This is a genomic window from Natronomonas halophila, from assembly GCF_013391085.1.
Lineage (GTDB): Archaea > Halobacteriota > Halobacteria > Halobacteriales > Haloarculaceae > Natronomonas > Natronomonas halophila.
In genome coordinates, this window is sequence record NZ_CP058334.1 from 1,298,069 (window position 1) to 1,322,469 (window position 24,401).

Here is a 24,401-nt window from a genome sequence, read left to right on the forward strand (position 1 = left end):
ATTAGTCGTCTGCCGTGTGTGTTTCGACCGTCTCGATTCCCGGAATGCCCTCGACGCCCATCGAGGCGAGTTCGCGTTTCAACCCGCGCTCGTCGTCGACGTTCTGGGACAGTTCCATCGCCTGTGCGAAGTTCTTCACCAGCCCACAGTTCGGACCCTCCGGCGTCTCGGAGGGGCAGATACGACCCCACTGGGTCGCGTGCAGGTCACGCGCTTCGAAGTGCGGCTGCGAGCGGGAAAGCGGCGACCGAAGGCGACGGAGGTGGGACAGCACACCCATGTAGTCCGTCCGGTCGACCAGCTGGCTCACGCCGGAGCGGCCACCCACCCAGTTCCCGGTCGCGATGGGGTGTTCGAGCCGCTCGGTCAGGACGTCCGACCGAACGACGGTGTTGACCGACAGCTGTCGGTTCCGCATGTTGGCGCGTTCGAGCTGGTACTTCACGTCGCGTGCCAGCTTGTTCAGCGCCGTCCGGAAGAGGTCCTTCATCAGGTCGCCCGAAACCTTCAGGCGCTTGTTGGCGTAGTGGTCCTTGTCGTCGGATTCGCGGCGTTCGAGCGCCAGCTCGAAACACGCCTCGGCCATCCGACAGAGGTAGACCGCCTTGTTCATGCGGACTTCCTCGTCCTCGACGCCCTCCTCGTGGAGGTGCGGGAGGAGATAGCGGTCGATGACGTAGTTGGCCCGCTTGAGCTGGTAGTTCTTGCCCTGCCCGGAGGCGACGCGCTGGCCCAGTTTCTCGATGGCCTCGGCGGTCGACTGGACCTCCGCTTCCTCCAGGTTTTCGAGCATGAACTTCACGATCTCCGGGTCGTCGGAGACGCGGTGAACGATTTCCTCGTCGGATTCCAAGCCGAGCGCCCGCACGAGGGTCACGAAGTTGATAGAGCCGGAGACCGACGGGAAGGAGACCTCCAGAATCCCGCTGCGGTTCCGCTCACAGAGAACCAGCGCGCGGTAGCCACGGCGCTGGGAGAACGTCTTGGCAATCTGAATCTGGTCGCCGTATTTGGTGTCGTATTCGGCGAGAATCTTGTTCGGCGCGAGGTCCTCGCTCGTCATCAGGACGCGCTCGGAGCCGTTGACGATGAAGTAACCACCGGGGTCGGCGGGGTCCTCACCGATTTCGATGAGTTCCTCGTCGGTGAAATCGGCGATGTTACACTTGTTGGAGCCGACCATAATCGGCATCCGGCCGACCTTCGTCTCGGACTGGTCGACGATGTGTTCTTCCTCCTCGTCGCCGCCGCGGATGATGCTCATCTCCATGAACACCGGCGCCGAGTAGGTGATGTTACGCAGGCGGGCTTCCTGCGGATAGAGGAGTTCTTCGGAGCCGTCGGCCTCGCGGACGCGCGGGGTCACGATGCGGACGTTCCCGAGGTCGACGCGGACCGGCTCTTGGCCTTCCTTGTCGCCGATGTCGGTGTCGATGCTTTCCTTCTCGTCAACAACGTCCTGCATCCCCCGGTCGAGGAAGTTGTTGAACGAGCGGAAGTGGTGCTCTGCGAGTCGGTCCCGCGAGAAGTACTCCCGGGAAATCGAACGTCGGTCTTGCCTATTCATTCTACCACCAGTCGATAAACGACGGCTTCGTTCGGTGCCGTCCGCGAATCGCGGACGATTTTGAGCACGTCGCCGACCTCTGCCTCGCTCGGCAGGGCAGGGTCACGACGCTCGATTTTCGGCAGGTCTGTGCGGTCGATGTCGTACTCCGCGAGCACCTCCTCGACTTCGTCTTCCTCGAGGACCGTGTGCTCCGGAACCAGATTGTGTTGGCTTACGTCTACCATGTGTTGGGCTGGCCGGGTGAAGAAGCTGTCACGAGATACTACAGCGTGCTACTGTCGCGAGGGATTTAACAGTTACCAAATCCGACGGCAGCCGCTATGCGTGTCGGCCCTCGACCGGGCGAGCACCGACGGGTCGTTATCACCCCTTGGAGACCGGATAGCAAAAAACCTCGACTTTTTTCGACCCCCGAACGCGCCGGATGCACAGAATCGCCGGACGGTGGTGTGTGAGCGCACACCGGGGCGCCATCCATTGGAAAGCCTTAAGGTTCAAACCCGGTTACGAGTGAGTGCAGGGAGCCCGGGTGGTGTAGTGGCCCATCATACAACCCTGTCACGGTTGTGACGCGGGTTCAAATCCCGCCTCGGGCGCTTTCTCCGAACGTTACTTCGATAGAGACCCGTGCAGCCGGAGCACAGGTATTCCTCCGGCAGACGTCGTGGGTTAGTGGATGCTGAAACAGCAACCCAGTATAGCCGCAACCTCCTCAAACCTATCCGATATCCAGAAGCAAGGCGACGCAGGATGAAGAACAGCAAACGCCGGGGTGATGAAACCGAGTCCAAAGTCATCCACGAACTGATTACACGAGGTTACAGCGTTTCGGTTCCATTCGGTGACAACGACAAGTACGACCTGATTGCGGATATCGACAGCCAGCTATACCGGCTCCAATGCAAGACTGCCTGGCGAAACAAGCAGGAAACGATTCGGTTCAACACCCATAGCCAGACGACGAATCAGGGCGAGTATTCCGAGGAAACGTATCATGGGGAGATAGACGCCTTTGTCGTCCGCTATCCCGAAACGGAACAGCTCTACTGGATCGACGTCGCCGATGCCACCGACCAGAAGATGGAACTTCGGTTCGACGCCGAAATCGATCACCCATCAATCAACTGGGCAGTCGACTACGAACTCGGCGATAGCGTTCCCCCGGAATAAGAACGCCTGTCCTGAGCACGAACTACTTACAACCGGGAGTACGGATACTGACTATGCCAACGTGGAACGGGGCGTGGTCGGCCGCCGAGGCGACGGCGTATCTGGAAGACGCAACAGTGCCGATTCGGCTCGCGTGCAATCGGCCGAACGGCGGACTGTGGATGCTCTCGCTGTGGTACGCCTATCGGGACGGCGAGTTCCTCTGTGCGACGGGCGCCAGCGCCGATATCGTCGAGTATCTCGAAGCCAACGGCTCGATTGCGTTCGAGGTATCGGACAACGACCCGCCGTACCGGGGGGTCCGCGGGGCGGGAACCGTGAGCATCGAACCGGACCCAGAGAAGGAACTCCTCCAAGAGTTGTTCGAGCGGTATCTGGGCGGGACGGACAACTCGTTGGCCGACAAACTGCTCGTGGAGGGCCGAAAGGAAGTGCGGCTCCGAATCCAGCCAGAACGGCTCTACACGTGGGATTTCTCCGACCGGATGGCCGACGTCTAAGCCAGATGGCCGATGTCTAGTCAGGCCGTGTGGTCGGCTTCCTCGGGGTCCTCGACGACTTCGAGGCCGCGGTTGTTGATGGCGTGGGCGTCGAGGCCGACCTCTTCGAGGAAGTCTTTATAAATCCGCTCGCAGGTTTCGCCGTCCTTCTGCTTGTCGCTGGCGTGGTCACAGAGGTCCGCGATACCCTCGGGCACCTCGTTGGTGTAGATGATCCAGTGGTTGACGAGGTCCGAGAGTCGGCGGATGGGGGAGGTGAAGTGGCCGTAAATCTCGAAGTTCAGGGCGTGGTGGCCGCCGAAGGGGTCGGACATGTACTTCGCCCGGGGCATGACCTTCATCACGGCCCACTGAATCTTGTTGAGTTGGCGACCGGGTGCCTCTTCGAGCGTGGCGTTGACGGCCTTCCGGGGGTCGTCCCACGCGCTGCCCGGAATCGAGACGCCGTCGAGGTCCTGAATCTCCTGGAGGGCCTCGTCCCACTCCTCGGGGGTCGGCTGGGGGTGGACGCGGAACATGGCTTCGAGGCCGCGGTCCCACTGGAGCGTGTGGGTGACGGCCTTGTTCGCCTTCAGCATGCACTCCTCGATGATGGTGTGGGCGCGGTCCCGCTTGGGGTTGAGCACGAGCGACCCGTCCTCTTTCCGCTGTTCGTGGAGTTTCTCGGCGAGTTCGTAGGCGAGTTTGTTCTCCTTGTGAAGCGGCGCGTCGGGGTCGTCCAGTCGGTCCTCGCAGTCGTTGTAGGTCTGGCGGGCGTCCGAGTGGATGACCGATTTATAAATGTCGATGGACTCGTGGGAGAGTGTCTCGCCGTTGATGTGCATCTCGACGGTGTGGGCCAGTCGGTCCTCGTTGGGAACGAGCGAGCAAACCGTCTCGGCGAGGATGGGCGGCAGCATGTGCATCGTGTAGCCCGGCAGGTAGACCGTGTTGCCGCGCTTCTGGGCTTCCTCCCACATCTTGGTCTCGGGATTGACGTAGTGGGTGACGTCGGCGATGTGGACCCACAGCCGGTAGCCCTCCTCGGTGCGTTCGATGGAGATGGCGTCGTCGAAGTCCTGGGCGTCGGCGGGGTCGGTCGTCCACGTCGTCAGGTCCCGGAGGTCCTTGCGCTCTTCGAGTTCCGTCTCGATGTCGCCTTCGGGGTCGCTGGCGACCTCTTCGGCCTCGTTGAGTACTTCACGGGGGAATTCGTCGCGGATGTCGAACTCCTCGAAGAGTTCCTCCCGCTTGTTTTCGAGGTGCCGGGCGAGTTCCTCGTCGATGACGACGGGGCCTTGCCCCTCCGCAGTGCCGGCATGCGCCTGTTCGTCGGTGTCAGTCATACCGACAGGTAGTAGCGAGGAGTAGTTAGGAGTTGTGTGCGACAGCCACGTTCGAGACGGGACTGGGCTACTGTTCGGGGCCGCGTTCGCTCTCGCCGTCGGCCGCGCCGTCGACCGCTTCGCTGTATCGTCGGAGGAACTCCGATCGGGGAACGTCGCCAGCGCCGGACTCCGACAGCAGCGATTCCAGACCTTTGCGGGGCTGGTGGCACAGCGTCCGGTAACAGGGTTTACAGAGGTGTTCGAACTCCTTGTCCTCCCGGTCCCAGCGGTCGCCGTGTTTGTCGTACTCGCGGGCCTTCGACCGGGGGACGCTCTCGCCGCAGGCGATACAGGTCACCTCGGTCCGGCTTCCCCGTTGCCACATGACTGGGCGTAACACGGGCCGGCACTTAGCATTATCTCAGTCGGAGAGTCGAAGACATATAGGGGTGCATAACAACACTCGGATATGGACCCGCGAATCCGTGAACACGCAGAAATCATCGTCGACCACTCCACCGGGGTCGAACAGGGGGACAACGTCGTCATCAGCACGCCGCCTTCGGCCGAGGACCTCGCGGTCGCCCTCCACGAAGTCGTCGGCGACCGGGGCGCGACGCCCATCCATCTCGCCAGCAACGCCCGCGCCGGTCGCGCCTACCTACAGGCCGTCGACGACGACGAGATCGAGACGCCGACCCACGCGAAGGCCCTCTACGAGGAAACCGACGTCCTGATTCGCGTTCGCGGCGAGGGTAACGCGACCGAACAGAGCGACGTCCCGCCCGAAACGCAGGCCGCCCACACGAAGGCCCGCCGGCCCGTCCAGGAGGAAGCCCTCTCGAAGCGCTGGTGTCTCACTCAGTTCCCGACGCAGAGCCACGCCCAACTCGCGGGCATGAGCACCGAGGGCTACGAGAACTTCGTCTACGACGCCGTCAACAAGGACTGGGACGCCCAGCGAGAGCATCAGGCCCAGATGGTCGATATCCTCGACCCCGCCAGTGAGGTCCGCATCAAAAGCGGCGACACGACCGACGTGACGATGTCCGTCGACGGCATGACGACCATCAACGACTACGCCGAGAAGAACCTCCCCGGCGGCGAGGTCTTCACCGCGCCCGTCCCCGACAGCGTCGAGGGCGAAGTCCTCTTCGACAAGCCCCTCTACCATCAGGGTCGCGAGATTACGGGCGCCCACCTCGTCTTCGAGGACGGCGAAGTCGTCGAACACAGCGCCGACCAAAACGAGAACCTGCTGACCGAGGTGCTCGATACCGACGAGGGCGCGCGCCGTCTCGGCGAACTCGGGATCGGCATGAACCGTGACATCGACCAGTTCACCTACAACATGCTCTTCGACGAGAAGATGGGCGATACCGTCCACATGGCCATCGGCCGCGCCTACGACGAGTGCGTCGGCGAGGACCGCGAGGCCAACCAGTCGGCCGTCCATCTGGACATGATCGTCGACATGAGCGAGGACTCCTTCATCGAAGTCGACGGCGACATCGTCCAGCGTGACGGTGCGTTCCGTTTCGAAGACGACTTCGAGGAATAAGCGCGGAATCGCAGGCGGTTCTCTTAAAAGGAACGTCGGGCCTTAGAGCGCCGTGTCGATACCGACGACGTTGATGGACGTGACCGCGCCGTTTTCCTTCCGCCAGAGGCGGTTGGTCGTCGAGTTGCCGCCGCCGAACTTGCTGTCGACGAGGGCGTTGCCGTTTCCGTCGGAGCGGGCATACTCGACCGGTCCGAAGGTGTAGCTGCCGGAGTTTTCGGGTGCGGTCCCATCGGGCGCTTCGACGACGTAGGTGCCTTCGAGGACGCCATCGTTCTCCGTGAGTTCGACTTCGACGAGATTTCGGTAGCCCTCGATTTCGGTAATCTCGACGTTGCTCGGGGTGTACTTCTCGTAGACGGTCCATGTCGCGGGGACGGCGTCACGAACCACGACGTCCTCGTCGGCGTCGGCGCGGATGGTCACGCGGTGGGTCTGGCCGGCCGTCACGACCGAGGCGTCGTGTTCACGTTCGATATCGACGTCGACCGGCGTGTCATTGCCGACGGCCGCGCCCTCTTTATGCATCACATGCGGGCCGGAGTTGATGCCGCCCGCGAAGACGACGCCGTTGCGCTCGACGGCGTTCCAGAAGAACGGCGTCGAGGCGGTCAGGCCGTCGATGGAAACGGGCGACTGTTCGGGCGTGTCGTAGGCCATCGCGCGGTCGGTGGGAATCTCCTTGCCCTCGCGGAAGTAGCCGGCCGGGTCGATGGTGCCGTCGGCCGTCTCGAAGAACCGGGCGCCGGCGTGGTAGTGGCCGGCGTAGAGGCGGCCGTCGGTGTCCATGTCGATGTTGTGGGTCGAGACGCGGAAGTCGGAGAAGCCGTTCTCCTGAAACGCTCCGGGGTCTTTGCCTTGTTCGGCCCGGCCCGCCTCATCGTCGAAGCCGGGCGCCTGTCCCCAACCCTGACCGTCCTCGATGAGGGCCCAGTAGTCGAGTTCCGACTCGTCGCGGAGCGTCTTCACCGTCGGGTCGTCCGGCGCGTCGTACATCTGGTAGGGAGCGCGCGAGAGCTGTTCGGCGGGGCCCTCTCGGACGGATGTCGCACAGCCGAGGTAGACCTTCTCGACGTCGGATTCGGGGTCCAGTGCGTCGTCCAGTGGGTCACAGTCCACGAGGTTGTACCGACCCGTCTCGTGGCCGTCGATGTGTGCGTGGTAGCTCGAATCGGGGTTCTCGTGGCCGGTAACTGCGACGCGCCTTTCCTCGCCGTCGATTTCAATCAGCGCGGGCGCGGGCACGGCGTGGTGAGCGCCGTACTGTTCGAAGACGCCGACTTCCTGAACGTTCAGCGGGTCGGAGACGTCGAAGATGCGCAGGCCGGCGTCCCAGCAGTGGAGGTACGCCAGCGGCACGCCGTATCGAGGGTCCTCCTGAACGTTGATGTCGTGGTGATACCACTGGTTGCTGTCGGCGCCGTAGGAGCCCTGCGAGAGGTTGGTGTCCCACGACCAGGCGTTGACCTGCTGGAGTTGGCCGCTCGCGCGGTCGAACTGGAACGTGTTGACCTTGCTCGCCGCGCCGGAGGTGCCGTGGACGGTGAAGAAGTACTCCTCGCCGCCGATCTGGTGGTACCAGCCGTTGTGCGGCCCGACCGACCAGTGGCTCAGGGATTCCTCGTCGGTCACCTCGGGATTGCCGGGGTCCGAAACGTCGACTGCGACGAGCGACGCGGCACCCGCGCTGTTACCGTGGTTGTCCGTGTTCGGTTCGGCACCCTGCGCCTCGCCGAACAGCGCCGTGACGGCCTGCTTGCAGACGAAGATGTAGTTCCCGTCGTCGCTGACCTTCACGTCCATGCAGGCGGCCTGAGTGTTGTCGTTGCGGACGAAGGACAGCAGCGAGAGTTCGGCGCTGTCGAGTTCTTCGGCCCCTTCCGCGCGGGTGAAATCGCTGATATCGAAGATGGCGACCCCGCGCTGGGAGTCCTCCCCGCGGGCGGAGAAGACGCTCGCGAACGCGAGGTCGTCGTGGATGCGGAACTCCGAGAAGGCGCCCCGGTGGGCGTTCTCCGGCTGGCCCGAATAGCTCGCGGGTCCGACACCGCCGCCGCTGTGGTAGCCGACGAGGCTGACGTTGTCGGACGAGGTTTCTGCGACGTTGTTACCGAGATAGCCCTCGGTGCCGCCGTAGAACTTGTTGTTCTCGCCCGTGAGGGAGCCGGGATGGCCCGCTGCCGTCCCGATGGACGCTACGCCGAGGGCCGCGCCTGCTGCTTTCAGGACGGCACGCCGGGTCTTTTCGCCGATGTCGATGTTGGGTTTGGGAAGCATGACTCTCTGTCCCAACCATCCCTGTACTCCCTTTGAAGGCTTCTGGCAAACCCGTCCAAAGGTCGGCCCGAAACACGCGCGAGACCGTACAATAGGGGACAGAGATGGATATTCGTGGAATAAACATCCGTCACAGAGCAGGCATCACCTCCCCCGACAGCAAGCAGACGCCGAGCGATAGCGAGGCGTTTCTCCGGACGCGAGCGGAGCGAGACGCGACTGCAAGGAGCGTCTCGGAAACGCGAACGGGGAGCGAAGCGACCCGTGAGCGAAGGGAGCGTCCGGCAGAGTTTTTCCCCAAGTTTTTGCGACGAGTAGTGCCCGCAGCGCGCCGGAGGCGCGCGAGGACACCCGAGGAGTAAAAAGTGGGTGTGAACGGGCGCGATGGGATTTGAACCCACGACCGTCGGATGTCTCCCCACGCCGGAGTCCCGGCGCGGATAGAAGTCCGACGCTCTATCCGGACTGAGCTACGCGCCCTCGGATGCGAAAAAGGACGGTATCCTCAAAAGCGATACGGGTTAGCCGTCGTAGCGGTACAGCGACAGCACGAACGGCAGCCGATGCAGCATCCAGATGGCCACGGGCAGGCCGACGACGGTAATCGCGAGGACGTTGGCGACGTTCGCCCAGATGAAACTGGCCCACCAGCCGACGAAGACGAAGTAGAGGGCACGAACGAGCAGATTATGCTGGCCGCGGCCGGCTTCGGGGCCGATGGTCGATTCGGGCGATTTCAGCGTCAGTGCGGTCGGCACGAGGTTGATGAGTTTGACCGAAACCGGCAGGAGGACGACAGTAAGGCCGAGCAGCCACGCCGCGTTGACCAGAATCGGCGTCAGCCACCAGCCGACGAAGACGAACCACAGCGCGCGTGTGAGGAGGGAGCGTTGGGCCATAGCTTCGATAGCGTCGCGGCGGGGATGAGACTGGCGGCCGCCGAGCAAAGCGGTTAAACGGCCGCTCGGACTACCGACGTACGAATGCAGGTCATCGGAACCGTCGGGCTGGCCGGCAGCGGCAAAGGCGAGTTCGCGAACGTCGCCGAGGAGCTGGGCGTCCCCGTGGTCACGATGGGCGACGTCATCCGCTCGGAGTGTCGCGAACGCGGGCTGGACCCCGCCGAACACCACGGCGAAATCGCCCAGAAGTTGCGGCAGGAGAACGGTCCCGCCGCCATCGCCGAGGAGTCGCTGCCGCACATCGAAGCGGCACTGGAAGACGACGATACGGTACTGGTCGACGGCATCCGGTCGGGCGTCGAGGTCGATGTCTTCGAGGAGCGGTTCGGCGACGATTTCACGCTGGTGAGCATCGAAGCGCCGTTCGAAGTGCGGAGAGAGCGGGTCACCGACCGCGGCCGCGACAAGGTCGGCGAGGACGGCGAGAGCCTCGAAGCCCGCGACGAACGCGAGTTGAGTTTCGGCCTCGACGAGGCGCTCGCACGCGCCGACGTGACAATCGACAATACGGGCACGCTCGAGGAGTTCCGCGAGCAGGCCCGGGAGCTACTCGACCAATGATTTACAGCGTCGACATCCAGATTACCGCGCCGGTAAAGGACACCGAGGTAAGCGACCGGGTGGCCGACGCCATCCGCAACCTCTTCCCGGAGGCCGACATCGAATCGCATCCGGGCGAACTGATGGCGACCTGCCATACGATGGACCATTTCTCGGAGCGTCTCCACGAGCAGGCGATTCTCGACACCGCCCGCGGGCAGTTCTTCGCGAACCTCGAAAACGAGACGTTCAGTTTCGACCTGAAAAAGCAGGCGGCCTTCCGCGACGTCATCAACTTCGCCGTCGGCAACGGCAGCGAGTTGGGCGACATCCACGTCCGCGTGTCGGTGACCGACCCCGACGCCGAGACGTTCATCGACCACATCGCGCCGCCGACCGAAGAGGGCCGGCCGGTCGATTCCGAGCGTCGATAGCCCGAGTTAGCGGACGCCGCTGACGAAAATCGCGACGCGCTCGCTGTGGTCCCGACGCCGCTTGATTCGGACTTCTTCGACCCATTTCACCCACTGGAAGCCGCGGCGCCCGGGCGCGACCAGTCGGACCGGAAAACCGTGGCCGTGGGTCAGCCGGTCGCCGTCGACATGGGTCGCGAGCAGGGCATCCCGGGCCTCTTCGATGGGGAGGCTCCAGCGGTAGCCGGTGACCGACCGGAAGGAAACCCAGCGGGCCTCAGCGTCGGGGTTGGCCGCATCAAGCAGCGAGGCGACCGACACGCCCTGCCAGTCGTGTTCGGAGTACCAGCCGCTGGTACAATCGAGGACGGCTCGGCGTTCGTCGCCGCCGAGTTCCTCGTAGTCGAACTCCAGCGGGTCGGCGACGGCGCCGTCAACGGACAGTGACCACTCTGTGCGGTCGACAGGTCCGGGGTCGTCGGCGACCCAACTCGTGACCGGGAAGCCGTTGCCGTCGTCGCTGCCTTCCTCCCGGGAGCCGGTAAAGCGGCGCTCCGAGCCGGCGGTTTCGAGGGCGCTGTTGACCGCCGTCTGCGCCCGGTAGGTCGCCGCCCCCGCGACGACGAGGGCGGTGTAGCGGAGCGCGGTCCGTCGGCCCTCGAAGTCCGACCGACTGGGCAGGCGAAACCGCGAGCGGAGATGGACGACGAGTAGGGCTGCGACGACCAATCCGAGGCCGATATGCAGGTTCAGCAGGCCCCATGGCCCCAAATCCAGCGAGGCGCCGAAAACCCACGCGACGCCGGAGGTCAGGGCGGCGAGCGTGACGACGGCGAGAAGTACCGAGAGGGCGATAACGGCGCTTTGGCGGGCGCCGGCCACGCGGTGGCGAACGCGCCGGAGTTTTAGGCCGACGAGGCCCGCCAGCACGAGGCCGCCGAGGCCGTGGGTGAGAAACACCCATGCCCGCGAGGGGCGGCCGGAAAACAGGCTCACGATGCCCGTCGCGAGCACGAAGCCGACGCCGAGCAGGAGCGACCAGTCGAGAACGCGGGGGTTGGGCGCGGTCAACCACGCGGGCCGGGCCATTGCCGAGAATTGGCGTTGCAGTCGCTAATAAGTTCGGCTGGCGGGAAAGCGAGAAACCGAGTTAGCGGCAGTAGGCGTTGTCGTCGTCCATGAGGTTCCGCATCCGCGCGAGCGAGAGCGGGTCGAACTGCTGGGGGGCGTCGGCCGCGGTAAGGTCGGCGGCCTCGTTGGTCTCCTCGGTCGCCCAGGGGTCGGTACCGCGGGCGCTGATTTCGGTCGTGCGGGCGTCGGTCAACTGCGAGTCGTACGTCGTGGAAGGTTCGGTGCTCATTGGTTCGGTGGGTCGTGTGGTCGTCGTCGGTGCGGTCGGCCGGGGAGAATCAGGGATGTACACCTACGACGGCAAGAAGCGAACCTCGTGTGCGGCGATTGTCTCGCATGTACTTTCGTGATAGTACACGGTTGTTCATAAACCTACCGACGAGTGGCAATCGTTGCTGACGGATGTCCACCGATCGTGGTAACTCAACTCATGGTTCGTAGACCACGATAGCGGCGTCGAGGCGGCCATAGGGGATGTCGTAGCGTTCGACCGGTTCCAGCGGCAGGAATTCCGGTTTCGTCGTGAGCGCAACGGCGCGGTCGACCGGCCCCTCCACCAGTCGGTCGGCGAAGGCCTCGTAGAGGTTCCGCAAATCCTCGTCGACGCGGACGCCGAACGGGAGGTTCGTGACGACACAATCGGCATCCAGCGTCGCCTCGCGGGCGTCGGCCTCGACGACGGCGATTTCGTCCCCCAGCCCGGCGGCATCCCGATTCTTTCGGGCACAATCGAGCCACTCCTCGCGCCGGTCGCGGGCCTCGATATCTAGCGTCGATACTCGGAGTTCGTGGGCGTCTCGACGCTCAGCGAACGCCTCGGCGTCGTATCGCGGGAGGACGCCGAAAGCCGGGTCGTGGTCGGGACACGGCGGCCGGGCGGTCGCCGCCAGCGCGGCCTCGATGGGGATGGTCCCCGACCCGGCCATCGGGTCGATGAGGCTATCGTCTGCCGAATAGCCGGCAATGCGAAGCATCGAGTAGGCCATCGTCGGCCGAATCGGCGACTCGTGCTCACAGACGCGATACGGACGTTTGTGAAGCGATTCGCCAGTCAAATCCACCGCGAGCGTGAATCGGTCGTCGTAGAGATACGCCTCCAGTCGAACCGTCGGGTCGTCGAGGTCGACCGGCAGGCGCTCGCCGGTCGCCTCCCGATACTCGTCGATGACCGCCTGCCCGACCCGTTCGCTAACGTCCATACTCGTGAACTCGTGGTGGCCGTGGCGCGTGCTGACGACGCCGAAGTCCTCGAAGGGGAGGTGGGTGGCGACGTCGATTTCGCGGGTGCGGTCGTAGACGTCTTCGAGGTCGTCGATGGAGGCGTCGACCAGCACCTCCATGAATCGGTGGCAGGTCCGCGAGCGGTAGTGGAGGTCGTAGACCGCCTCCCGGTCGGCCTCGAACTCCACGACGCCGCGGTGGTGGCGCTCGGCGTCGGCGCCGGCGAGTTCGTCGAGTTCGCCGGCCGTCACCGACTCCAGTCCGCCGTTCGTCGTTGCCAGAAGATGCACACGCTCGCTTGTGTTGGTGGGAGGAAAAGGGTAGCGTGGCGAGGGTCGGAGCGACCGTAGGGAACGAGAGCCAGAGTTAGCGGAGAAAACCATCCAAAACATCTCACAACACCTTGAGAAGTTTTGTGAGTGGTGCGACGAGTGGCACATCGCCACGTAGGGTTCATTTTACTGGCAGTTGATTGTTGCTCCATGTATGAGGAGACACCAAACAAAGAAGAGATCGACTGGTTAGCCGAGCGGGTGAGAGAGATCTATGACTACGAGAGATTGAAGGATTGTGACATTGATTACCTCTATAATCAAGAGTACGGGATGCAGGCTGACGCTAAAATATTTGAGATGTTATTTCCAGACGACGAGAGCGCCCTCCAAGGCCCTATGCGAGCATTCATAATGGACGAAGAGAACGCCGACAGAGAAGCACTAACCCAGGCAGAAAGAGTTCGTCTACAAATGCTGAAGAAGGAGGCTGAAATAGAGATTCACCGCGCTTTTGGACATCGGAAAGAACTCCACCGAAAGCACAGAAGCAAACTTTCTAATGCAGTCTCAGATGCGCTAAGCGCCCTCGAATCGATATTCTCTTGGGGCTAATCAGGGATAAGGTGAGGCAGCGAAGGTTTTTATCGGTGGTATTCCACCGAAATACAAATGGCGGATAGGGGTGTCAGAGAGCGAGTTGATGAAGACATCAACAATCGTATAGATACTACAAGAGAACGGATACACTTGTTCTACAGTGCAATCAAACGGATGCCAGAGGGCCCACTACGGGTAGCACGTTGGAGCAAGAAAAATATATACAAACTCGGAAATGATTTGTCTGCTTTCATAAGCTCGATAGTTATTGTAACACTTCCTATAGGATTTCTATTCATAGGAGGGGCCGTGCCTATCTTAATATTTGACTTTCCGATCCCCGACTGGTTTGAGACAGTTTTTGGACACTTTAAACTCTTCACAGGAATCGCTTTATTCGCGGTTGCTGGAATATATGCAGTCAGAACATGGAATCGGATTCGCAATCTACTCACATCACCCGCGGAAGCCAAACAGCCAAGATTTCAGACAGAACAAGATTATGAAATAGAGGATTTAGAACATTCAACGGGAAATCAGCTCCAGTTGAAATATCGATACTGGCTCTGGGGAATTCTCTGCCATTTTATTTTCATTACTGTCTTCGATAGGCTCCAACAATGGGGATATTCAGTAACAGAGTGGAGATTCCCATACTCCATTCCCTCATTCGTAGGCAGTTTTACAAAAGAGATGAGCGTAATCTGGATTGTCGACGGTCTTCGTGCGGTAGCGACTGGACTTACACTTGGTCAAGCAATCGGCATTCTGCTAATCTTCGCTATTCCCGCAGGCCTCATTGCATATGGTTTACAGATTCACATAGAATACTTGAAATCAAGAGAAGATTGGAATATCATTGATGGGATTTTCGAACTTGGAAAATTACTCTGGACAACTGGCTTCGTAATAGTTGTATTAGCTTCGTAATATCTTCTTGAATCTCCAGGCGTCACTTGATTATTGACTCAGTATATCACTTCTAATCGTCTATGTTCTCGATATTCACGGGAATCGCATGACGGAGCGGACTAGTGGCACGATAGATGCCGAATACACATCCCCGAAAGCCCCGTGTTTATCAGAGGATTCTGAAGATTCGATTATCGTCCACCATCAAAATCGCCCTACACTGCCAACAACAGCACCAGCGCGATCGCAATCCAGAGAATCTTCAGCGCGGTGTTGACCACGACCACCTTCCCACCGAACTCGGCGCCCCAGATACCGAACTGGAAGGGAATCGACCGCTTGAACGTTGAGACGGTAAAGGAGACGATACCGCCGACGAGCATCGTCGCGACCGCGGTCCGGGCGGTGAAGATGCCGTCCTCGATGAGCGGTGCAATCGTCAGTGCGCCACTGGTCGTATCGAAGGCGTAGACGACGATGACGGGCACCGCGGCGGCGGGCAGGCCCGTCAGGCTCTGCAGGGGGTCGGCTGCCCCACCAGTCATCGACTGGATGTCGTAGTAGGTCGTCGCCACGACGACGAGCGTGTAGACGACCGCAAGTCGGGGCAGAATCTCCCACGTCTTTTCGAGGGCCGACCGGACGGCCTCGCGAATCTTCTCTTCGGCAGTCTCCGCGTCGCCGCCGTCGGGGCGGGCCTCGGGGTCGGATTCGACCACCGTGTCGGGATTCACGTTCCGGTCGGAGAGCAACACCGCACCCGCGAGGACGCCCGTGATGGTAATCGCCAGCGAGACGCCTGCACGGACGCCGACGTACAGCAGGCCGACCCGGAGTCCGAGAATCGGGATGAGCACCGGCGCGTAGAAGGTGAAGATGTGCTGGACGAAGCCGAAGAAGGTGTTGATGGTGACAGCGACGAGCGTCGCCCGGTCGTCGAGCAGCCCCGAATCGCGGTATTCGGCGAGCATCCCGTAGCCCGCCGTCGTGGAGGCCGCCGTCGTCAGGATGGCGCTGCCCACCTCGTCGGGCAGGTTCGCCGGCCGCGTCAGCGGCTTGGAGAGCGCCGCGATGTACTGGATGGCGCCGAAGGCGACGAGAATGTTGGCGAAGGCGACACCGCCCGCGATGGCGAGGGCGATACCCAGAATACGGGGTAGCACCTCGCCGACGAGCAGGCTCCCGAGCGACGGGTCCATCGGCGGAAGGAAGGGCCGCCGGCAGGGAAACGGTTTCCCTTCCGGTCAGTCGTGGGTGTCGAAGGCCCGCCAGTAGTCGGAGTCGTCCGGGATGCCTCGGGTCCGGAGTTCGGCGCTGTCGGCGCCCTCCCGGACCTCGATGCGGCCGTCGCAGAACTGGCTGGCGGTGCTGATGGTGCGGTCGTCGTGCATTCCGGGGTCGATGAGGAACAGGCCGATGCCGCCGGTCTTGCCGATGCGACCCGCCAGCGTGTGGACGAACCGCGAGGCGGTCTGCAGGTCGCTGAAGGAAAGCAGCGTCGACAGCGAGAAGACGCCGGTTCGGACCCGCTTGATATCCTCGCTGGCGAACTTCCGGTAGGCGTCCGAAAACCGGATGCCGATACCAGTGAGGTCCTCGGGGCCGGAGACCGACAGCACCCGCGCCTCCGCGACATCGCCGCTGCCGTCCGTACAGTCGACGATGGAGAGTGTATCCGGGCCGACGTCGGCCCCGGAGTCCCGGTAATCCCGGACCAGTCGCTCGGCGCTTTTGTTCGTCGTCACGACGATGGCGCCCTCGCCGTTTGGACTGCGAATCATCCGGCTGGCGAGGTCGCGGACGCCGCCGTGTGTCGGCCCCGCCACCAGCAGACTCGTCCCGGGAGCGATATCCGGCAGCGGGAGGTCCGGAAAGACGTAGTCGTCGCTCATGCGGTCTCACCTCGGGCCTGCTGCTGGAGTTCCATGCCGGCGATGGCTTCGTCGGCCAGCGTCGAGAGCAGTTCGCGGTTCCGCTCGGAGAAGGACCGCGGTTCGGAATCGTACAGACAGAAGGTGCCGATGGCGTGGCCCTCGCTGGTGACGAGCGGCGCGCTGGCGTAGAAACCGATGTCAGCCTCGATGAGCCCCTCGTTCCCCTCGAACCTGGGGTCCGCCTGCACGTCCTCGATGACCGTCACGTCGTGGTCGAGCAGCGCGTACGTACAGATGGTCTCTTCGCGGTCGATTCGGCCGAACGACCGACCGCGACAGGCGACGAACTGCTCCTCGTGGGCATCGACGAGGCCGACCGCCGCCGCTTCGAGGTCGAACAGTTCGGTCGCGATTTCGGTCAGTCGGTCGACGGAGTCGCTGAATGCGCCCGGGTTCTTCGCGTACGGTTCGAGGGCCTCGATTCGCGCCTGCTCGTCGTCGGGCAAGGGATAGGCCGTCTGAGTTCGACTGACGGCGCTGAACTCGACGAAATCCACGACACCATCCGGGCCCGCCTCCTTGGGGAGGTATTCGACGACGACATCGCCGAACGCCTCGGTATCGATTTCGGCGAACGACGCGTCAGTATAGAGCGCACAGGCCGCATCCGGCGACGTATTCCGTGCGTGCTCGACGAGTTCCAGCCCCGTGCCGTCGGGCAGTTCGTGTTCGGTGACGAGACAATCGACCGGCCCCCACGAGTCGAGCGTGTCGCTCGCTTCCGCGAGGGACTCCGCCTCCCGAACCGTATATCCGGCATCCCCCAGAGCCTCCCGAACGGCGGTCCTGTCGCCGGGAGACGGGTCGGCACAGAGAATCTTCATATACCTCGCTTGGAGGTTGCCACGAAAAGCCTGACGGAGGTTTCACGGCTAATAGTGGGTCTCCGACCCGAAAAGGGCCGGCAGGAACCGCCGACACCGCTATGGGGGGGCGCCAACACGAGTGCCGCATGGACGTTTCGGAGGCGGCCGAGACCGCCGAATCGGTCCTCGAATCGGTCTCGGGCGCCGTCATCACGCGGGAGTCGTTCCTCGAAACACTCGTCACCGGCGTCGTCGCCGGCGGCCACGTCCTGCTGGAGGACGTCCCCGGCACCGGCAAGACGCTGACCGCACAGTCGCTGGCGACCGCGCTCGGTCTGGAGTTCTCGCGAGTGCAGTTCACCCCCGACCTCCTGCCGGCGGACGTGACCGGTTCGTACGTCTACAACGAACGGGACAGTTCCTTCGAGTTCCGCGAGGGGCCGGTCTTCGCGAACGTCGTGCTGGCCGACGAAATCAACCGCGCGCCGCCGAAGACACAGGCCGCCCTGCTCGAAGCGATGTCCGAAGAGCAGGTCACCGTCGACGGGACCACCCACCACCTGCCGGACCCCTTCATCGTGCTGGCGACGATGAATCCCGTCGAACAGGAGGGCACCTTCCCGCTACCGGAGGCCCAGCGGGACCGCTTCTGGCTGAAATCCTCCATCGGCTACCCCGAACCCGACCGCGAACGGGAGTTGCTCGACCGCCGGGCCGAACGCGAGACGAGCACGCCCTCCGCCTGGAAGGTACTCTCGCCCGATGCCGTCCGGGAGTTACAGGCCGTCCCCGAGACGGTCTCGGTCGATTCGGACCTCCGCGGCTACATGACCGAACTCGTCCAGCGCACCCGGCGCCACGAGGCCGTCGAGGTGGGCGTCTCACCCCGCGGCCTCCAGCGGCTTTTCGAACTCGCCCGTGCCCACGCGACCATCGAGGGCCGCGCGTACGTCATCCCCGCCGATATCGAGCGCGTCGCCGTTCCCACCCTCTCCCATCGGCTCGTCCTCACGCCGGAAGCCCGCGTCGGCGCGACCGACCCGGCCGACGTCATCGAGTCCGTCTTCGAGTCGGTTCCCGCGCCGACGGTTCAGCGATAGCGAGAAGCGGCACCGGGCTACCGCATCGCCAACCCGAGCGCGACGACGCCCGAAAGCAACAGCGCTCCGCCAAGACCGGGGTCGGCCGCCGGCACCCTGCCCGAAAGCGCCACCACAGCGACCGCGCCGACGCCGACGGCGCTGGCCGTCACGCCGATACGGGCGAGTTCCGTCCGCGGCGGTGGCTCGATTCCCTCCGTCGGCGCGAGCAACACCCACGCCAGCACCGCGAGCGACCCGGCAAGGGCTGTCACGGGCGCCGACTCCCCCGCAAGTGCGACGGCGACCAGCAAACAGCCGACGCCGACCCCGGCCGGCCGCCCGGCAACCGCGCGGCCGAGAACCGGCGTCCGAATCGGGACGACGAGCGCCAGTGCCAGTCCCGCGAGCGTCACCGCCGCGACGAAGGACCGAGCGGCGTCGCCCGGTGCCGTCTCCGCAATCGCGCCGACCGCACCGCTTGCGGGCGGCACTCCGGCGAGTATCAGCCGAACGAGAACACCTCCATCGAACGCGACGACGACAGCGAGCACCGTCGGGCCGGTCGCCACCGCCGCCCACATCGGCGGCCGTCGGTATCGGTGGTCCGTCGCCGCGACGGTTGCGGCGAGTGCGGTCGCCAACAACGCCATCGTCGCCGCCCACACCAGAGCGTAGGCGAGCGGCGCCGTTGCCACGATACCGGCGAGCAGCGCGTCGATGTTCGCGCCGTCCGCGGCCAGCATGGCCGCCCCGCCCGCCAGCGCGCCCGCCGGAGCGATGGTGAGCAGCAACGGCGGAAGGTCGGCATCCCGCCAGCCGCCGACCGCGACGGCGCCGGCACCGGCCGCGAGGATGCCAGGGACGACCAGAGCCACGAACCCGGGGCCGAGCCACGTAAGGCGGGCGCCGAGCAGGCTCCCCGCGGGTTGTGCCGAGGCGACCGATACCGCGAACCAGCCGACCGGAAGCAGACACAGCGCCGCCCACGCGCCGACGAGCGCGCCGACCGAGCCGCGCTGCCCGTCGCCGACCGCTGCGGCGAGACAGCCAGCGAGGCCGATAGCGGCCACCAGTGCCGCGAGGGTTCCGGCCGCCGTCGCGGCGCTCGGCGCGCCGAAGGCTGCCAGCAGAACCGCCGCCGAAAGCGCCAGACTCGCCGCCGCGGTCCCGGCAGTCCCGCGGTTGGCACCCCACGCGGCGACCGCACCGAGACCGCCAGCGGCGATGGCCGGGAGCGGCACACCGAGCAGCAGTACCGCGCCGACCGCCGCGAGCGTCCCCGCGGCGGCCGTAATCCGCCTCACGTCCACGTCTCGAACACCTCCGCGACGGCGCGTTCGAGCGGCGCCTCGACGTCCCAGTCGACGACCCGGATGCCGGCCCCCGAGAGCCGGTCCAGCCGTCCGGCGCGCTCGGCGCGTTCGATGACCGCACCCGGAGAATCACCGCCGATGGCGGGCGATAGCAGGCCGATATCGCCGCCGCTGCCGTGGACCGACTCGACGAACTCGACCGGCCGGTCGTCGAGGCAGGGCGAAAGCAGCACGACCCGACCCGTTCGACGAAGCCGCTCGGGAAGGCCGCCATCGGCCGTTGGTACCTCCGTCGGAGCGGAAACCTCGCCGTCACCCCACGGGAACGCGCCGTGTCGGTCGAGGAGTCGGCGGACCCGCTCGCGGTGCGGGCGTCCGCTTCCGGGCGGCACCGCGACCGGCGACTCCGGATACAGGCCGATACCGACCTCGATGCCACGGTTCGTCAGCGCCGCCGCCAACCGCTCGGCGGCGTCCGCACAGTAGGCCACCGCGGTCGGTTCGGCGGCGCCGCCCCGGACCGCACACAGCGGGCGCGCGTCCACGAGCAGGTGCAGCGACTCGGGGGCGTCCTCGCGGAACTCGACGGTCGTCAACTCCCCGGAGCGGGCGAATCGGCGCCAGTCGATACGCCGCTGGGAATCCGAGGGCCGGTATTCACGCACCGAGTGGAACTCGACGCCGCTGCCGGCAGTGTCGCTGCTCCGGTCGCCGGCCCGTCGGCGCACCGTCGGTCGCAGCGACAGCGGTCGGCTCTCGGGCCGACACCGAAACGTCGTTTCGACGGCCTCGGAGACCGACGCGTCGGCCGTCAGCCCCCGCGACGTGACCGTCACGTCGCCGAACGCGTACGTCCCGCGGCGAGCGACGACAGTGTATTCCAGCGTCGCCGTCGCCCCCGAGGGCAGGCGCACGCTCGTCTCAGTCGCGTCCAGCGCGCCGATAGCCGACGGCAGGTCGTCGGCGATATGGCAGTCGGCTATCGACCGCCCCTCGTTGGTGACCGCAACGCGGACGGTCACCCGCTCGCCGAGTTCGGGCGAGTCCGTCGAGAGCGTTCGCGAGACCGAGACGCTGGGCGTCCGCGGCGCCGTCAGCGACCCGGCAGCGAGGCCGGCAAGCGGTACCGCCGCGAGCAGAACGACGGCCGGCCGCCCGACGAACGCACCCACGCCGGCGATGCCGAGCGCCGCCGCGAGCAGGCCACTCCTCATATCATCCCCTCCAGCACGCGCGCAGTGTGTCTGGCACGCGAGACGGTCCGCGGCGTCGCCGACAGTGCCTCGCGCCACCGCACCGACGCCGGAGCACGCGGCGACCCGAGGAAGGCGGCCGCCACGGGGTCGTCGGTCCATTCGCCGCTGTCGACCCGACTGGCGGCCGCCTCCCGGTCGAGTCCCTCCCGTCGAGCGGTGGCGGCTATCGCGGCCTCCCGAAGGCGCTGGCGGACGTCTTCGGGCGCCTCGGAGCGCCGCAGTTCCGTGCTGCTCATTCGCTCGATTCGTGCCAGCGTCTCGTCGAACTCCGCGCCGAGCAGGTCGCCCGGCGGCGATTCGGACGTCGGGGACGCCTCCCCAGGGTTCTCGGCGTCCAGCGAGAGACCGAGGACGCCCGCGAGTGCGACTACACCGCCGAGTGCCGCGAGCATGGTCGGCGTGACAGCCGACGAGAATCCGCCGCCGAGGGACGGCGAAAGTGAGAAAACGGTGCCGGCGACCACCAGCGTCGCGCCAACGGCAGCGAGGTCCGTTCTCATGTCGCCTCCCGGATGTCCTCGATGGCCTCGCGAGCGCGCCGTTCGCGTTCCTCGGTCGGGTCGCCGTCGCCGTATCGTACCTCACGGAAGAGGGTCGTCAGTTCGGCCACCGCGTCGGCCGGCAGCCCGTGTTCGAGCGCCTCCTCGGCGACGGCCGCGGGCGTCCGTTGGGTACCGTCGAGACCGTCGGCGAGGGCCGCCCACGCCTGATACACGTCGTTGTCGTCGGCCGGTTCGACGAGAAACGGTCCCGTCACCTCGGCCGCCTCGTCGGGGCGGGGCGTCGGTGATGTACCCGCATCCCGCGTGGCGAGCAGGTCCGCGAAATCCGCGGCAAGCGTTTCGAGCGCGTCGCCAGCCGCGGCGAGGAGATGCCGCGGGTTTCGGGCGACGGCTCGAACCGACCCGCGCGTGCCGAAGACGGCGACGGCGGTGCCACAGACGATGAGCGCGAGCAGCCAGTAGACGGCCGGATAGCCGGCATGCGCCGACCCCGAGGCCGCGCCGCGTTCGACTGCGATAGTGAGTGACCCCGCCCTCGGGGGCACCCCCACGGTCGCCTCGCCGTTCGCGTCCGTCGTGCCGACGGCCTCACCGCCGGCCAGTATCGTCGCGTTCGCGACGGGCGCGCCGCCGAGCGTCGCCCGAACGTCGACGGTGCCGCCCGGATAGGCCAGCCCCCGGGTTTCGACAGCGATGTCGGTCGGCAGCACGGGCGTCAGTTCCGCGCGGGCCTCACCGCGCTCGACGACCACCGTAGTCGTTTCGGCGTAGGGTAACCGGATTCGGGCACCGCCAAGGGCGTCGGTTTCGGTGACGACCCCCCCGTCGATGGAGACCGTCGCGGCGCGCAGCGGGTAGTCGCCGACGCTCGCGCGGAGTCGGACGGACAGGCCCGGAACCGGCTCCGAGAGGTCGATGGAAGCCTCATCAACCCGCGGGCGAATCGGCCGAGAGGCCTCGAAGTCACCGCGCTGGACGGTGAAGCGGCCGGGGCCGTACGGCGCCGGAATCCGCGCCCGGCCGTCCGCGTCGGTCGTGGCCCGCTCGACGCCGTTGGTCACCGTCGCGTTCTCGACGGGCGCGCCCTCGACGGTCGCGGTGACCCGCCACGAGGCGCCGGGAGCCGGTTCGCCCTCGAACGTGGCGTCGAGCCGTCCCTGAACCGAAATCGATACGTTGCCGGAGGCGGCCCCGCGTTCGACGCGTATCTCGGCCGGGCGCTCGTAGGGGGTCGGGACGACCGCGACGCCCTCGGCGTTCGTCGTTGCCTCGGATTGGCCCGCCAGCACCGTCGCGTCGGCGACGGGTTCGCCTTCGATGGTGGCTTCGACCCGAAGCGGGCGGCCGGGCAGCACATCGAAACGTTCGTCGAATCGGACCGTCCCGTTCTCCTCGCGGCCGGGCGTCAGGGCGACGTCGATGGTCGTGTTCAACGCGAAGGTCCGCTCGCTACCGAGCGTCGCCGTCGTGCTCGCCCGTGGGTGTTCCCCGATGAGTGACGCCGCCACCGGAGTCGCGTCGTCCTCGGGCGTGCCGACCGCGCCGTCCTCGACCGGGTCGCCGCGCCGGACGACCGTTCCCTCGGTCACCGTCGCGCGGAAGAGCACCTCGTCGGAAAGGGCGGTGATGCTTCCCGAGAGACGCGCGTCGGGGCCAGCATACCGGAGGTCCTGAATGCTGTTCGAGCCGCCGGTTGCCGTCCCTGCCGAAGGGTCGCTACCGACGACCGGCGGCGGGTCACCCTCGCCCTCGTAGACGTAGGCCGCGACGGTGAGGTTCTCGGCGTAGGGGACCGTGGCAGTGACCATCCCCTCCGCGTCCGTCCGCCCGACCGGGTTCCCGTTGAACCGCACCTGCGCGTCCGATATCGGGTCGCCGGTCTCGGGGTCGCGGACGATGACCGTCGTTTCGGTACCGGGAACGAGCGAGCCATCGACTTCGATAGCGACGTCGAGTTGCCGCCAGCCCGATGACTCCTCGCCTTCCTGTGTCAGCGTCGAGAACCTGCCGCGGAGCGCCGATTCCTCGTCGGCAGCGTCTTCGGCGGTCGCGACGCCGCGGGCCGCCGCGCGCTCGGTTTCGGGCGTGGGGTCGAAGGGGATCCAGCCGACGCCCGGGAAGTAGACCTCGACCCACGTGTGGGCGTGCTTGCCCCGGATGACGTGCTCGCCCGCCCCGACCTGTTCGTACGGCGAGTAGCCGGTGACGTAGCGGGCGGGCACGCCCTCGGCGCGCAGCATGGCGGCCATCGTCGTCGCGAAGTAGGTACAGTAGCCGGCATCCATTTCGGTCGCGAAGGCCGTCGCGACGTCGCTTCGGGGACGGTCGACCGACAGCGAGTAGTTCTTCTCCTGCTGGAGCCAGCGGTTGACCGCGACGGCTTTCGCGTAGGGCGTTTCGGCGTCGGCTGTCGCCTCGCTGGCGACCGTATCGAGTTCCGCGGGCGTGTCGTCGGGGAGTTGCCGATACCGTTGGACTTCGGCAGGATAGTCGGTGCCCGCGTTCCGGAGGTCGCCCTCGGTCCAGACCGGCCGCCGCGAAGTGACGGTAAACTGGTCGCCCGGTTGCAGTTCCGCGACTGGTTCGGGCGCGCCGGCGAAGACGGCGACTTCGGGACCTTCGTAGGCCGTCGGTCGCCACAGTGCCGGTGTCGTCCGAACGGGCGCTTGCACCTCGTATCGGATAGTCACGCGGTCAGATTCCCCGGGCGGCGGGCCGAGCGCATCGGTCGTCGATGGCCCGCTGGTCCGTTCCCATCCCTGCCCGGTATAGCGGTCGTAACTCGCCACCCGGAAATACGACCCCTCGATAGGGCCGTAGTCGGGGGCGGCCTCGTCGTCGTCCTCACCGAAGGTGGCCGATAGCGGCGGCTCATCGGTCGCTATCTGCGGCGCGGCGAGGGCGAGTGCTGCGACACAGAGACCCACGACGACGAGCGAGGCGAGTCGCACTACCCACGTTGGGTTCACGGATACCCAAAGTGGTTACCCCGGGAAAGCGCGGGGAACGAAGTAGGCCCGCGGCTGGTCGGGGAGGAAACGGCTGCAGAAATGAGGGTCGAAGGGTTCCGC

At 65.3% G+C, this 24,401-nt stretch carries 24 protein-coding genes and 2 tRNA genes; 9 read left to right on the top strand and 17 right to left on the bottom strand.

Translation table 11 applies throughout. The annotated features are described in order from the left end of the window. Position 1: 1 nt before the first annotated feature. Together HWV23_RS07135 and HWV23_RS07140 are read right to left on the bottom strand one after the other, a co-directional pair. Positions 2–1,567 carry a DNA-directed RNA polymerase subunit B'' gene (locus tag HWV23_RS07135; RefSeq protein ID WP_178289729.1) on the bottom strand — a complete coding sequence of 522 codons (1,566 nt, stop codon included), beginning with the start codon at positions 1,565–1,567 and terminating at the stop codon, positions 2–4. Next, entirely contained in the window at positions 1,564–1,794 is a 231-nt protein-coding gene (locus tag HWV23_RS07140) for a DNA-directed RNA polymerase subunit H (protein WP_178289730.1), read from the bottom strand. Before HWV23_RS07140 ends, HWV23_RS07135 begins: the two co-directional genes overlap by 4 nt. Before the next feature lie 299 nt (positions 1,795–2,093). Here HWV23_RS07140 and HWV23_RS07145 point away from each other — a divergent pair. The 3 genes from HWV23_RS07145 to HWV23_RS07155 all read left to right on the top strand — a co-directional run bounded on the left by HWV23_RS07145 (position 2,094) and on the right by HWV23_RS07155 (position 3,240). After that, a tRNA-Asp gene (locus HWV23_RS07145) sits at positions 2,094–2,166 on the top strand. 154 nt (positions 2,167–2,320) lie between these two features. Further along, on the top strand, positions 2,321–2,740 hold the full coding sequence (locus tag HWV23_RS07150) for a group I intron-associated PD-(D/E)XK endonuclease (protein WP_178289731.1): 420 nt from the start codon (positions 2,321–2,323) through the stop codon (positions 2,738–2,740). Between the two features lie 53 nt (positions 2,741–2,793). Continuing rightward, complete coding sequence (locus HWV23_RS07155; protein ID WP_178289732.1) at positions 2,794–3,240, top strand: pyridoxamine 5'-phosphate oxidase family protein; 447 nt, start codon at positions 2,794–2,796, stop codon at positions 3,238–3,240. Positions 3,241–3,260: 20 nt separating this feature from the next. Here the strand turns inward: HWV23_RS07155 and HWV23_RS07160 are convergent, their stop codons facing one another. Further along, the gene (locus tag HWV23_RS07160) at positions 3,261–4,565 is read right to left on the bottom strand and encodes a ribonuclease catalytic domain-containing protein (protein WP_178289733.1); all 1,305 of its coding nucleotides are present in this window, start codon (positions 4,563–4,565) and stop codon (positions 3,261–3,263) included. A gap of 67 nt (positions 4,566–4,632) precedes the next feature. Further along, positions 4,633–4,932, bottom strand: coding sequence for a DUF7562 family protein (locus HWV23_RS07165; RefSeq protein WP_178289734.1), 300 nt, complete (start codon positions 4,930–4,932; stop codon positions 4,633–4,635). Between the two features lie 84 nt (positions 4,933–5,016). Between HWV23_RS07165 and HWV23_RS07170 the strand changes: the two genes are divergently transcribed. After that, positions 5,017–6,108: an aminopeptidase gene (locus HWV23_RS07170; RefSeq protein WP_178289735.1), complete on the top strand. Its 1,092-nt coding sequence runs from the start codon at positions 5,017–5,019 to the stop codon at positions 6,106–6,108. 42 nt (positions 6,109–6,150) lie between these two features. Here HWV23_RS07170 and HWV23_RS07175 read toward each other — a convergent pair whose 3' ends face one another. The 3 genes from HWV23_RS07175 to HWV23_RS07185 form a co-directional block, all read right to left on the bottom strand. Further along, a complete protein-coding gene (locus HWV23_RS07175; protein WP_178289736.1) occupies positions 6,151–8,385 on the bottom strand; it encodes an LVIVD repeat-containing protein in 2,235 nt (744 codons plus the stop codon). Positions 8,386–8,761: 376 nt separating this feature from the next. Beyond that, positions 8,762–8,865 (bottom strand) — tRNA-Arg (locus HWV23_RS07180). 41 nt (positions 8,866–8,906) lie between these two features. Continuing rightward, positions 8,907–9,284, bottom strand: coding sequence for a YccF domain-containing protein (locus HWV23_RS07185; RefSeq protein ID WP_178289737.1), 378 nt, complete (start codon positions 9,282–9,284; stop codon positions 8,907–8,909). 84 nt (positions 9,285–9,368) lie between these two features. Between HWV23_RS07185 and HWV23_RS07190 the strand changes: the two genes are divergently transcribed. Continuing rightward, positions 9,369–9,908 carry an AAA family ATPase gene (locus HWV23_RS07190; protein WP_178289738.1) on the top strand — a complete coding sequence of 180 codons (540 nt, stop codon included), beginning with the start codon at positions 9,369–9,371 and terminating at the stop codon, positions 9,906–9,908. Further along, positions 9,905–10,321 carry an RNA-binding domain-containing protein gene (locus tag HWV23_RS07195; protein WP_178289739.1) on the top strand — a complete coding sequence of 139 codons (417 nt, stop codon included), beginning with the start codon at positions 9,905–9,907 and terminating at the stop codon, positions 10,319–10,321. Before HWV23_RS07190 ends, HWV23_RS07195 begins: the two co-directional genes overlap by 4 nt. 6 nt (positions 10,322–10,327) lie before the next feature. Here HWV23_RS07195 and HWV23_RS07200 read toward each other — a convergent pair whose 3' ends face one another. The 3 genes from HWV23_RS07200 to HWV23_RS07210 all read right to left on the bottom strand — a co-directional run bounded on the left by HWV23_RS07200 (position 10,328) and on the right by HWV23_RS07210 (position 12,942). Then, complete coding sequence (locus HWV23_RS07200) at positions 10,328–11,389, bottom strand: molybdopterin-dependent oxidoreductase (RefSeq protein ID WP_178289740.1); 1,062 nt, start codon at positions 11,387–11,389, stop codon at positions 10,328–10,330. Positions 11,390–11,450: 61 nt separating this feature from the next. After that, positions 11,451–11,660, bottom strand: coding sequence for a hypothetical protein (locus HWV23_RS07205; RefSeq protein ID WP_178289741.1), 210 nt, complete (start codon positions 11,658–11,660; stop codon positions 11,451–11,453). Positions 11,661–11,859: 199 nt separating this feature from the next. Continuing rightward, positions 11,860–12,942 carry a THUMP domain-containing class I SAM-dependent RNA methyltransferase gene (locus HWV23_RS07210; RefSeq protein WP_178289742.1) on the bottom strand — a complete coding sequence of 361 codons (1,083 nt, stop codon included), beginning with the start codon at positions 12,940–12,942 and terminating at the stop codon, positions 11,860–11,862. A gap of 192 nt (positions 12,943–13,134) precedes the next feature. On the opposite strand from HWV23_RS07210, the gene HWV23_RS07215 reads away from it, so the two are divergent. Continuing rightward, the gene (locus tag HWV23_RS07215; RefSeq protein ID WP_178289743.1) at positions 13,135–13,539 is read left to right on the top strand and encodes a hypothetical protein; all 405 of its coding nucleotides are present in this window, start codon (positions 13,135–13,137) and stop codon (positions 13,537–13,539) included. Positions 13,540–13,596: 57 nt separating this feature from the next. Next, positions 13,597–14,454: a hypothetical protein gene (locus tag HWV23_RS07220; protein WP_178289744.1), complete on the top strand. Its 858-nt coding sequence runs from the start codon at positions 13,597–13,599 to the stop codon at positions 14,452–14,454. 197 nt (positions 14,455–14,651) lie between these two features. Here the strand turns inward: HWV23_RS07220 and HWV23_RS07225 are convergent, their stop codons facing one another. Genes HWV23_RS07225 through HWV23_RS07235 form a run of 3 tightly spaced genes read right to left on the bottom strand, consistent with a single transcriptional unit; the run spans position 14,652 to position 17,194 of the window. Continuing rightward, complete coding sequence (locus tag HWV23_RS07225; protein ID WP_178289745.1) at positions 14,652–15,635, bottom strand: nucleoside recognition protein; 984 nt, start codon at positions 15,633–15,635, stop codon at positions 14,652–14,654. Positions 15,636–15,680: 45 nt separating this feature from the next. Continuing rightward, positions 15,681–16,328 (bottom strand): DUF7504 family protein, encoded by a 648-nt coding sequence (locus HWV23_RS07230; RefSeq protein ID WP_178289746.1) that lies wholly within the window; start codon positions 16,326–16,328, stop codon positions 15,681–15,683. Then, positions 16,325–17,194 (bottom strand): GAF domain-containing protein, encoded by an 870-nt coding sequence (locus HWV23_RS07235; protein ID WP_178289747.1) that lies wholly within the window; start codon positions 17,192–17,194, stop codon positions 16,325–16,327. The genes HWV23_RS07230 and HWV23_RS07235 overlap by 4 nt, the downstream gene beginning before the upstream one ends. 128 nt (positions 17,195–17,322) lie before the next feature. On the opposite strand from HWV23_RS07235, the gene HWV23_RS07240 reads away from it, so the two are divergent. Next, entirely contained in the window at positions 17,323–18,276 is a 954-nt protein-coding gene (locus HWV23_RS07240) for an AAA family ATPase (RefSeq protein ID WP_178289748.1), read from the top strand. 17 nt (positions 18,277–18,293) lie between these two features. Here HWV23_RS07240 and HWV23_RS07245 read toward each other — a convergent pair whose 3' ends face one another. The 4 genes from HWV23_RS07245 to HWV23_RS07260 are packed head-to-tail and all read right to left on the bottom strand — an operon-like array spanning position 18,294 to position 24,281. Then, positions 18,294–19,568: a hypothetical protein gene (locus HWV23_RS07245; RefSeq protein WP_178289749.1), complete on the bottom strand. Its 1,275-nt coding sequence runs from the start codon at positions 19,566–19,568 to the stop codon at positions 18,294–18,296. Beyond that, positions 19,559–20,785 carry a DUF58 domain-containing protein gene (locus HWV23_RS07250; protein ID WP_178289750.1) on the bottom strand — a complete coding sequence of 409 codons (1,227 nt, stop codon included), beginning with the start codon at positions 20,783–20,785 and terminating at the stop codon, positions 19,559–19,561. The genes HWV23_RS07245 and HWV23_RS07250 overlap by 10 nt, the downstream gene beginning before the upstream one ends. Further along, the gene (locus HWV23_RS07255) at positions 20,782–21,327 is read right to left on the bottom strand and encodes a DUF7269 family protein (protein WP_178289751.1); all 546 of its coding nucleotides are present in this window, start codon (positions 21,325–21,327) and stop codon (positions 20,782–20,784) included. The genes HWV23_RS07250 and HWV23_RS07255 overlap by 4 nt, the downstream gene beginning before the upstream one ends. Further along, the gene (locus HWV23_RS07260) at positions 21,324–24,281 is read right to left on the bottom strand and encodes a transglutaminase domain-containing protein (protein ID WP_178289752.1); all 2,958 of its coding nucleotides are present in this window, start codon (positions 24,279–24,281) and stop codon (positions 21,324–21,326) included. Before HWV23_RS07260 ends, HWV23_RS07255 begins: the two co-directional genes overlap by 4 nt. Between the last annotated feature and the right edge of the window lie 120 nt (positions 24,282–24,401).

Coding starts and splice junctions, on each gene's coding strand:
- HWV23_RS07160 (WP_178289733.1), bottom strand. CDS start 4,565: ATGACTGACACCGACGAACAGGCGCATGCCGGCACTGCGGAGGGGCAA.
- HWV23_RS07215 (WP_178289743.1), top strand. CDS start 13,135: ATGTATGAGGAGACACCAAACAAAGAAGAGATCGACTGGTTAGCCGAG.
- HWV23_RS07170 (WP_178289735.1), top strand. CDS start 5,017: ATGGACCCGCGAATCCGTGAACACGCAGAAATCATCGTCGACCACTCC.
- HWV23_RS07230 (WP_178289746.1), bottom strand. CDS start 16,328: ATGAGCGACGACTACGTCTTTCCGGACCTCCCGCTGCCGGATATCGCT.
- HWV23_RS07220 (WP_178289744.1), top strand. CDS start 13,597: ATGGCGGATAGGGGTGTCAGAGAGCGAGTTGATGAAGACATCAACAAT.
- HWV23_RS07175 (WP_178289736.1), bottom strand. CDS start 8,385: ATGCTTCCCAAACCCAACATCGACATCGGCGAAAAGACCCGGCGTGCC.
- HWV23_RS07190 (WP_178289738.1), top strand. CDS start 9,369: ATGCAGGTCATCGGAACCGTCGGGCTGGCCGGCAGCGGCAAAGGCGAG.
- HWV23_RS07140 (WP_178289730.1), bottom strand. CDS start 1,794: ATGGTAGACGTAAGCCAACACAATCTGGTTCCGGAGCACACGGTCCTC.
- HWV23_RS07250 (WP_178289750.1), bottom strand. CDS start 20,785: ATGAGGAGTGGCCTGCTCGCGGCGGCGCTCGGCATCGCCGGCGTGGGT.
- HWV23_RS07185 (WP_178289737.1), bottom strand. CDS start 9,284: ATGGCCCAACGCTCCCTCCTCACACGCGCGCTGTGGTTCGTCTTCGTC.
- HWV23_RS07225 (WP_178289745.1), bottom strand. CDS start 15,635: ATGGACCCGTCGCTCGGGAGCCTGCTCGTCGGCGAGGTGCTACCCCGT.
- HWV23_RS07235 (WP_178289747.1), bottom strand. CDS start 17,194: ATGAAGATTCTCTGTGCCGACCCGTCTCCCGGCGACAGGACCGCCGTT.
- HWV23_RS07150 (WP_178289731.1), top strand. CDS start 2,321: ATGAAGAACAGCAAACGCCGGGGTGATGAAACCGAGTCCAAAGTCATC.
- HWV23_RS07165 (WP_178289734.1), bottom strand. CDS start 4,932: ATGTGGCAACGGGGAAGCCGGACCGAGGTGACCTGTATCGCCTGCGGC.
- HWV23_RS07135 (WP_178289729.1), bottom strand. CDS start 1,567: ATGAATAGGCAAGACCGACGTTCGATTTCCCGGGAGTACTTCTCGCGG.
- HWV23_RS07205 (WP_178289741.1), bottom strand. CDS start 11,660: ATGAGCACCGAACCTTCCACGACGTACGACTCGCAGTTGACCGACGCC.
- HWV23_RS07255 (WP_178289751.1), bottom strand. CDS start 21,327: ATGAGAACGGACCTCGCTGCCGTTGGCGCGACGCTGGTGGTCGCCGGC.
- HWV23_RS07200 (WP_178289740.1), bottom strand. CDS start 11,389: ATGGCCCGGCCCGCGTGGTTGACCGCGCCCAACCCCCGCGTTCTCGAC.
- HWV23_RS07155 (WP_178289732.1), top strand. CDS start 2,794: ATGCCAACGTGGAACGGGGCGTGGTCGGCCGCCGAGGCGACGGCGTAT.
- HWV23_RS07240 (WP_178289748.1), top strand. CDS start 17,323: ATGGACGTTTCGGAGGCGGCCGAGACCGCCGAATCGGTCCTCGAATCG.
- HWV23_RS07195 (WP_178289739.1), top strand. CDS start 9,905: ATGATTTACAGCGTCGACATCCAGATTACCGCGCCGGTAAAGGACACC.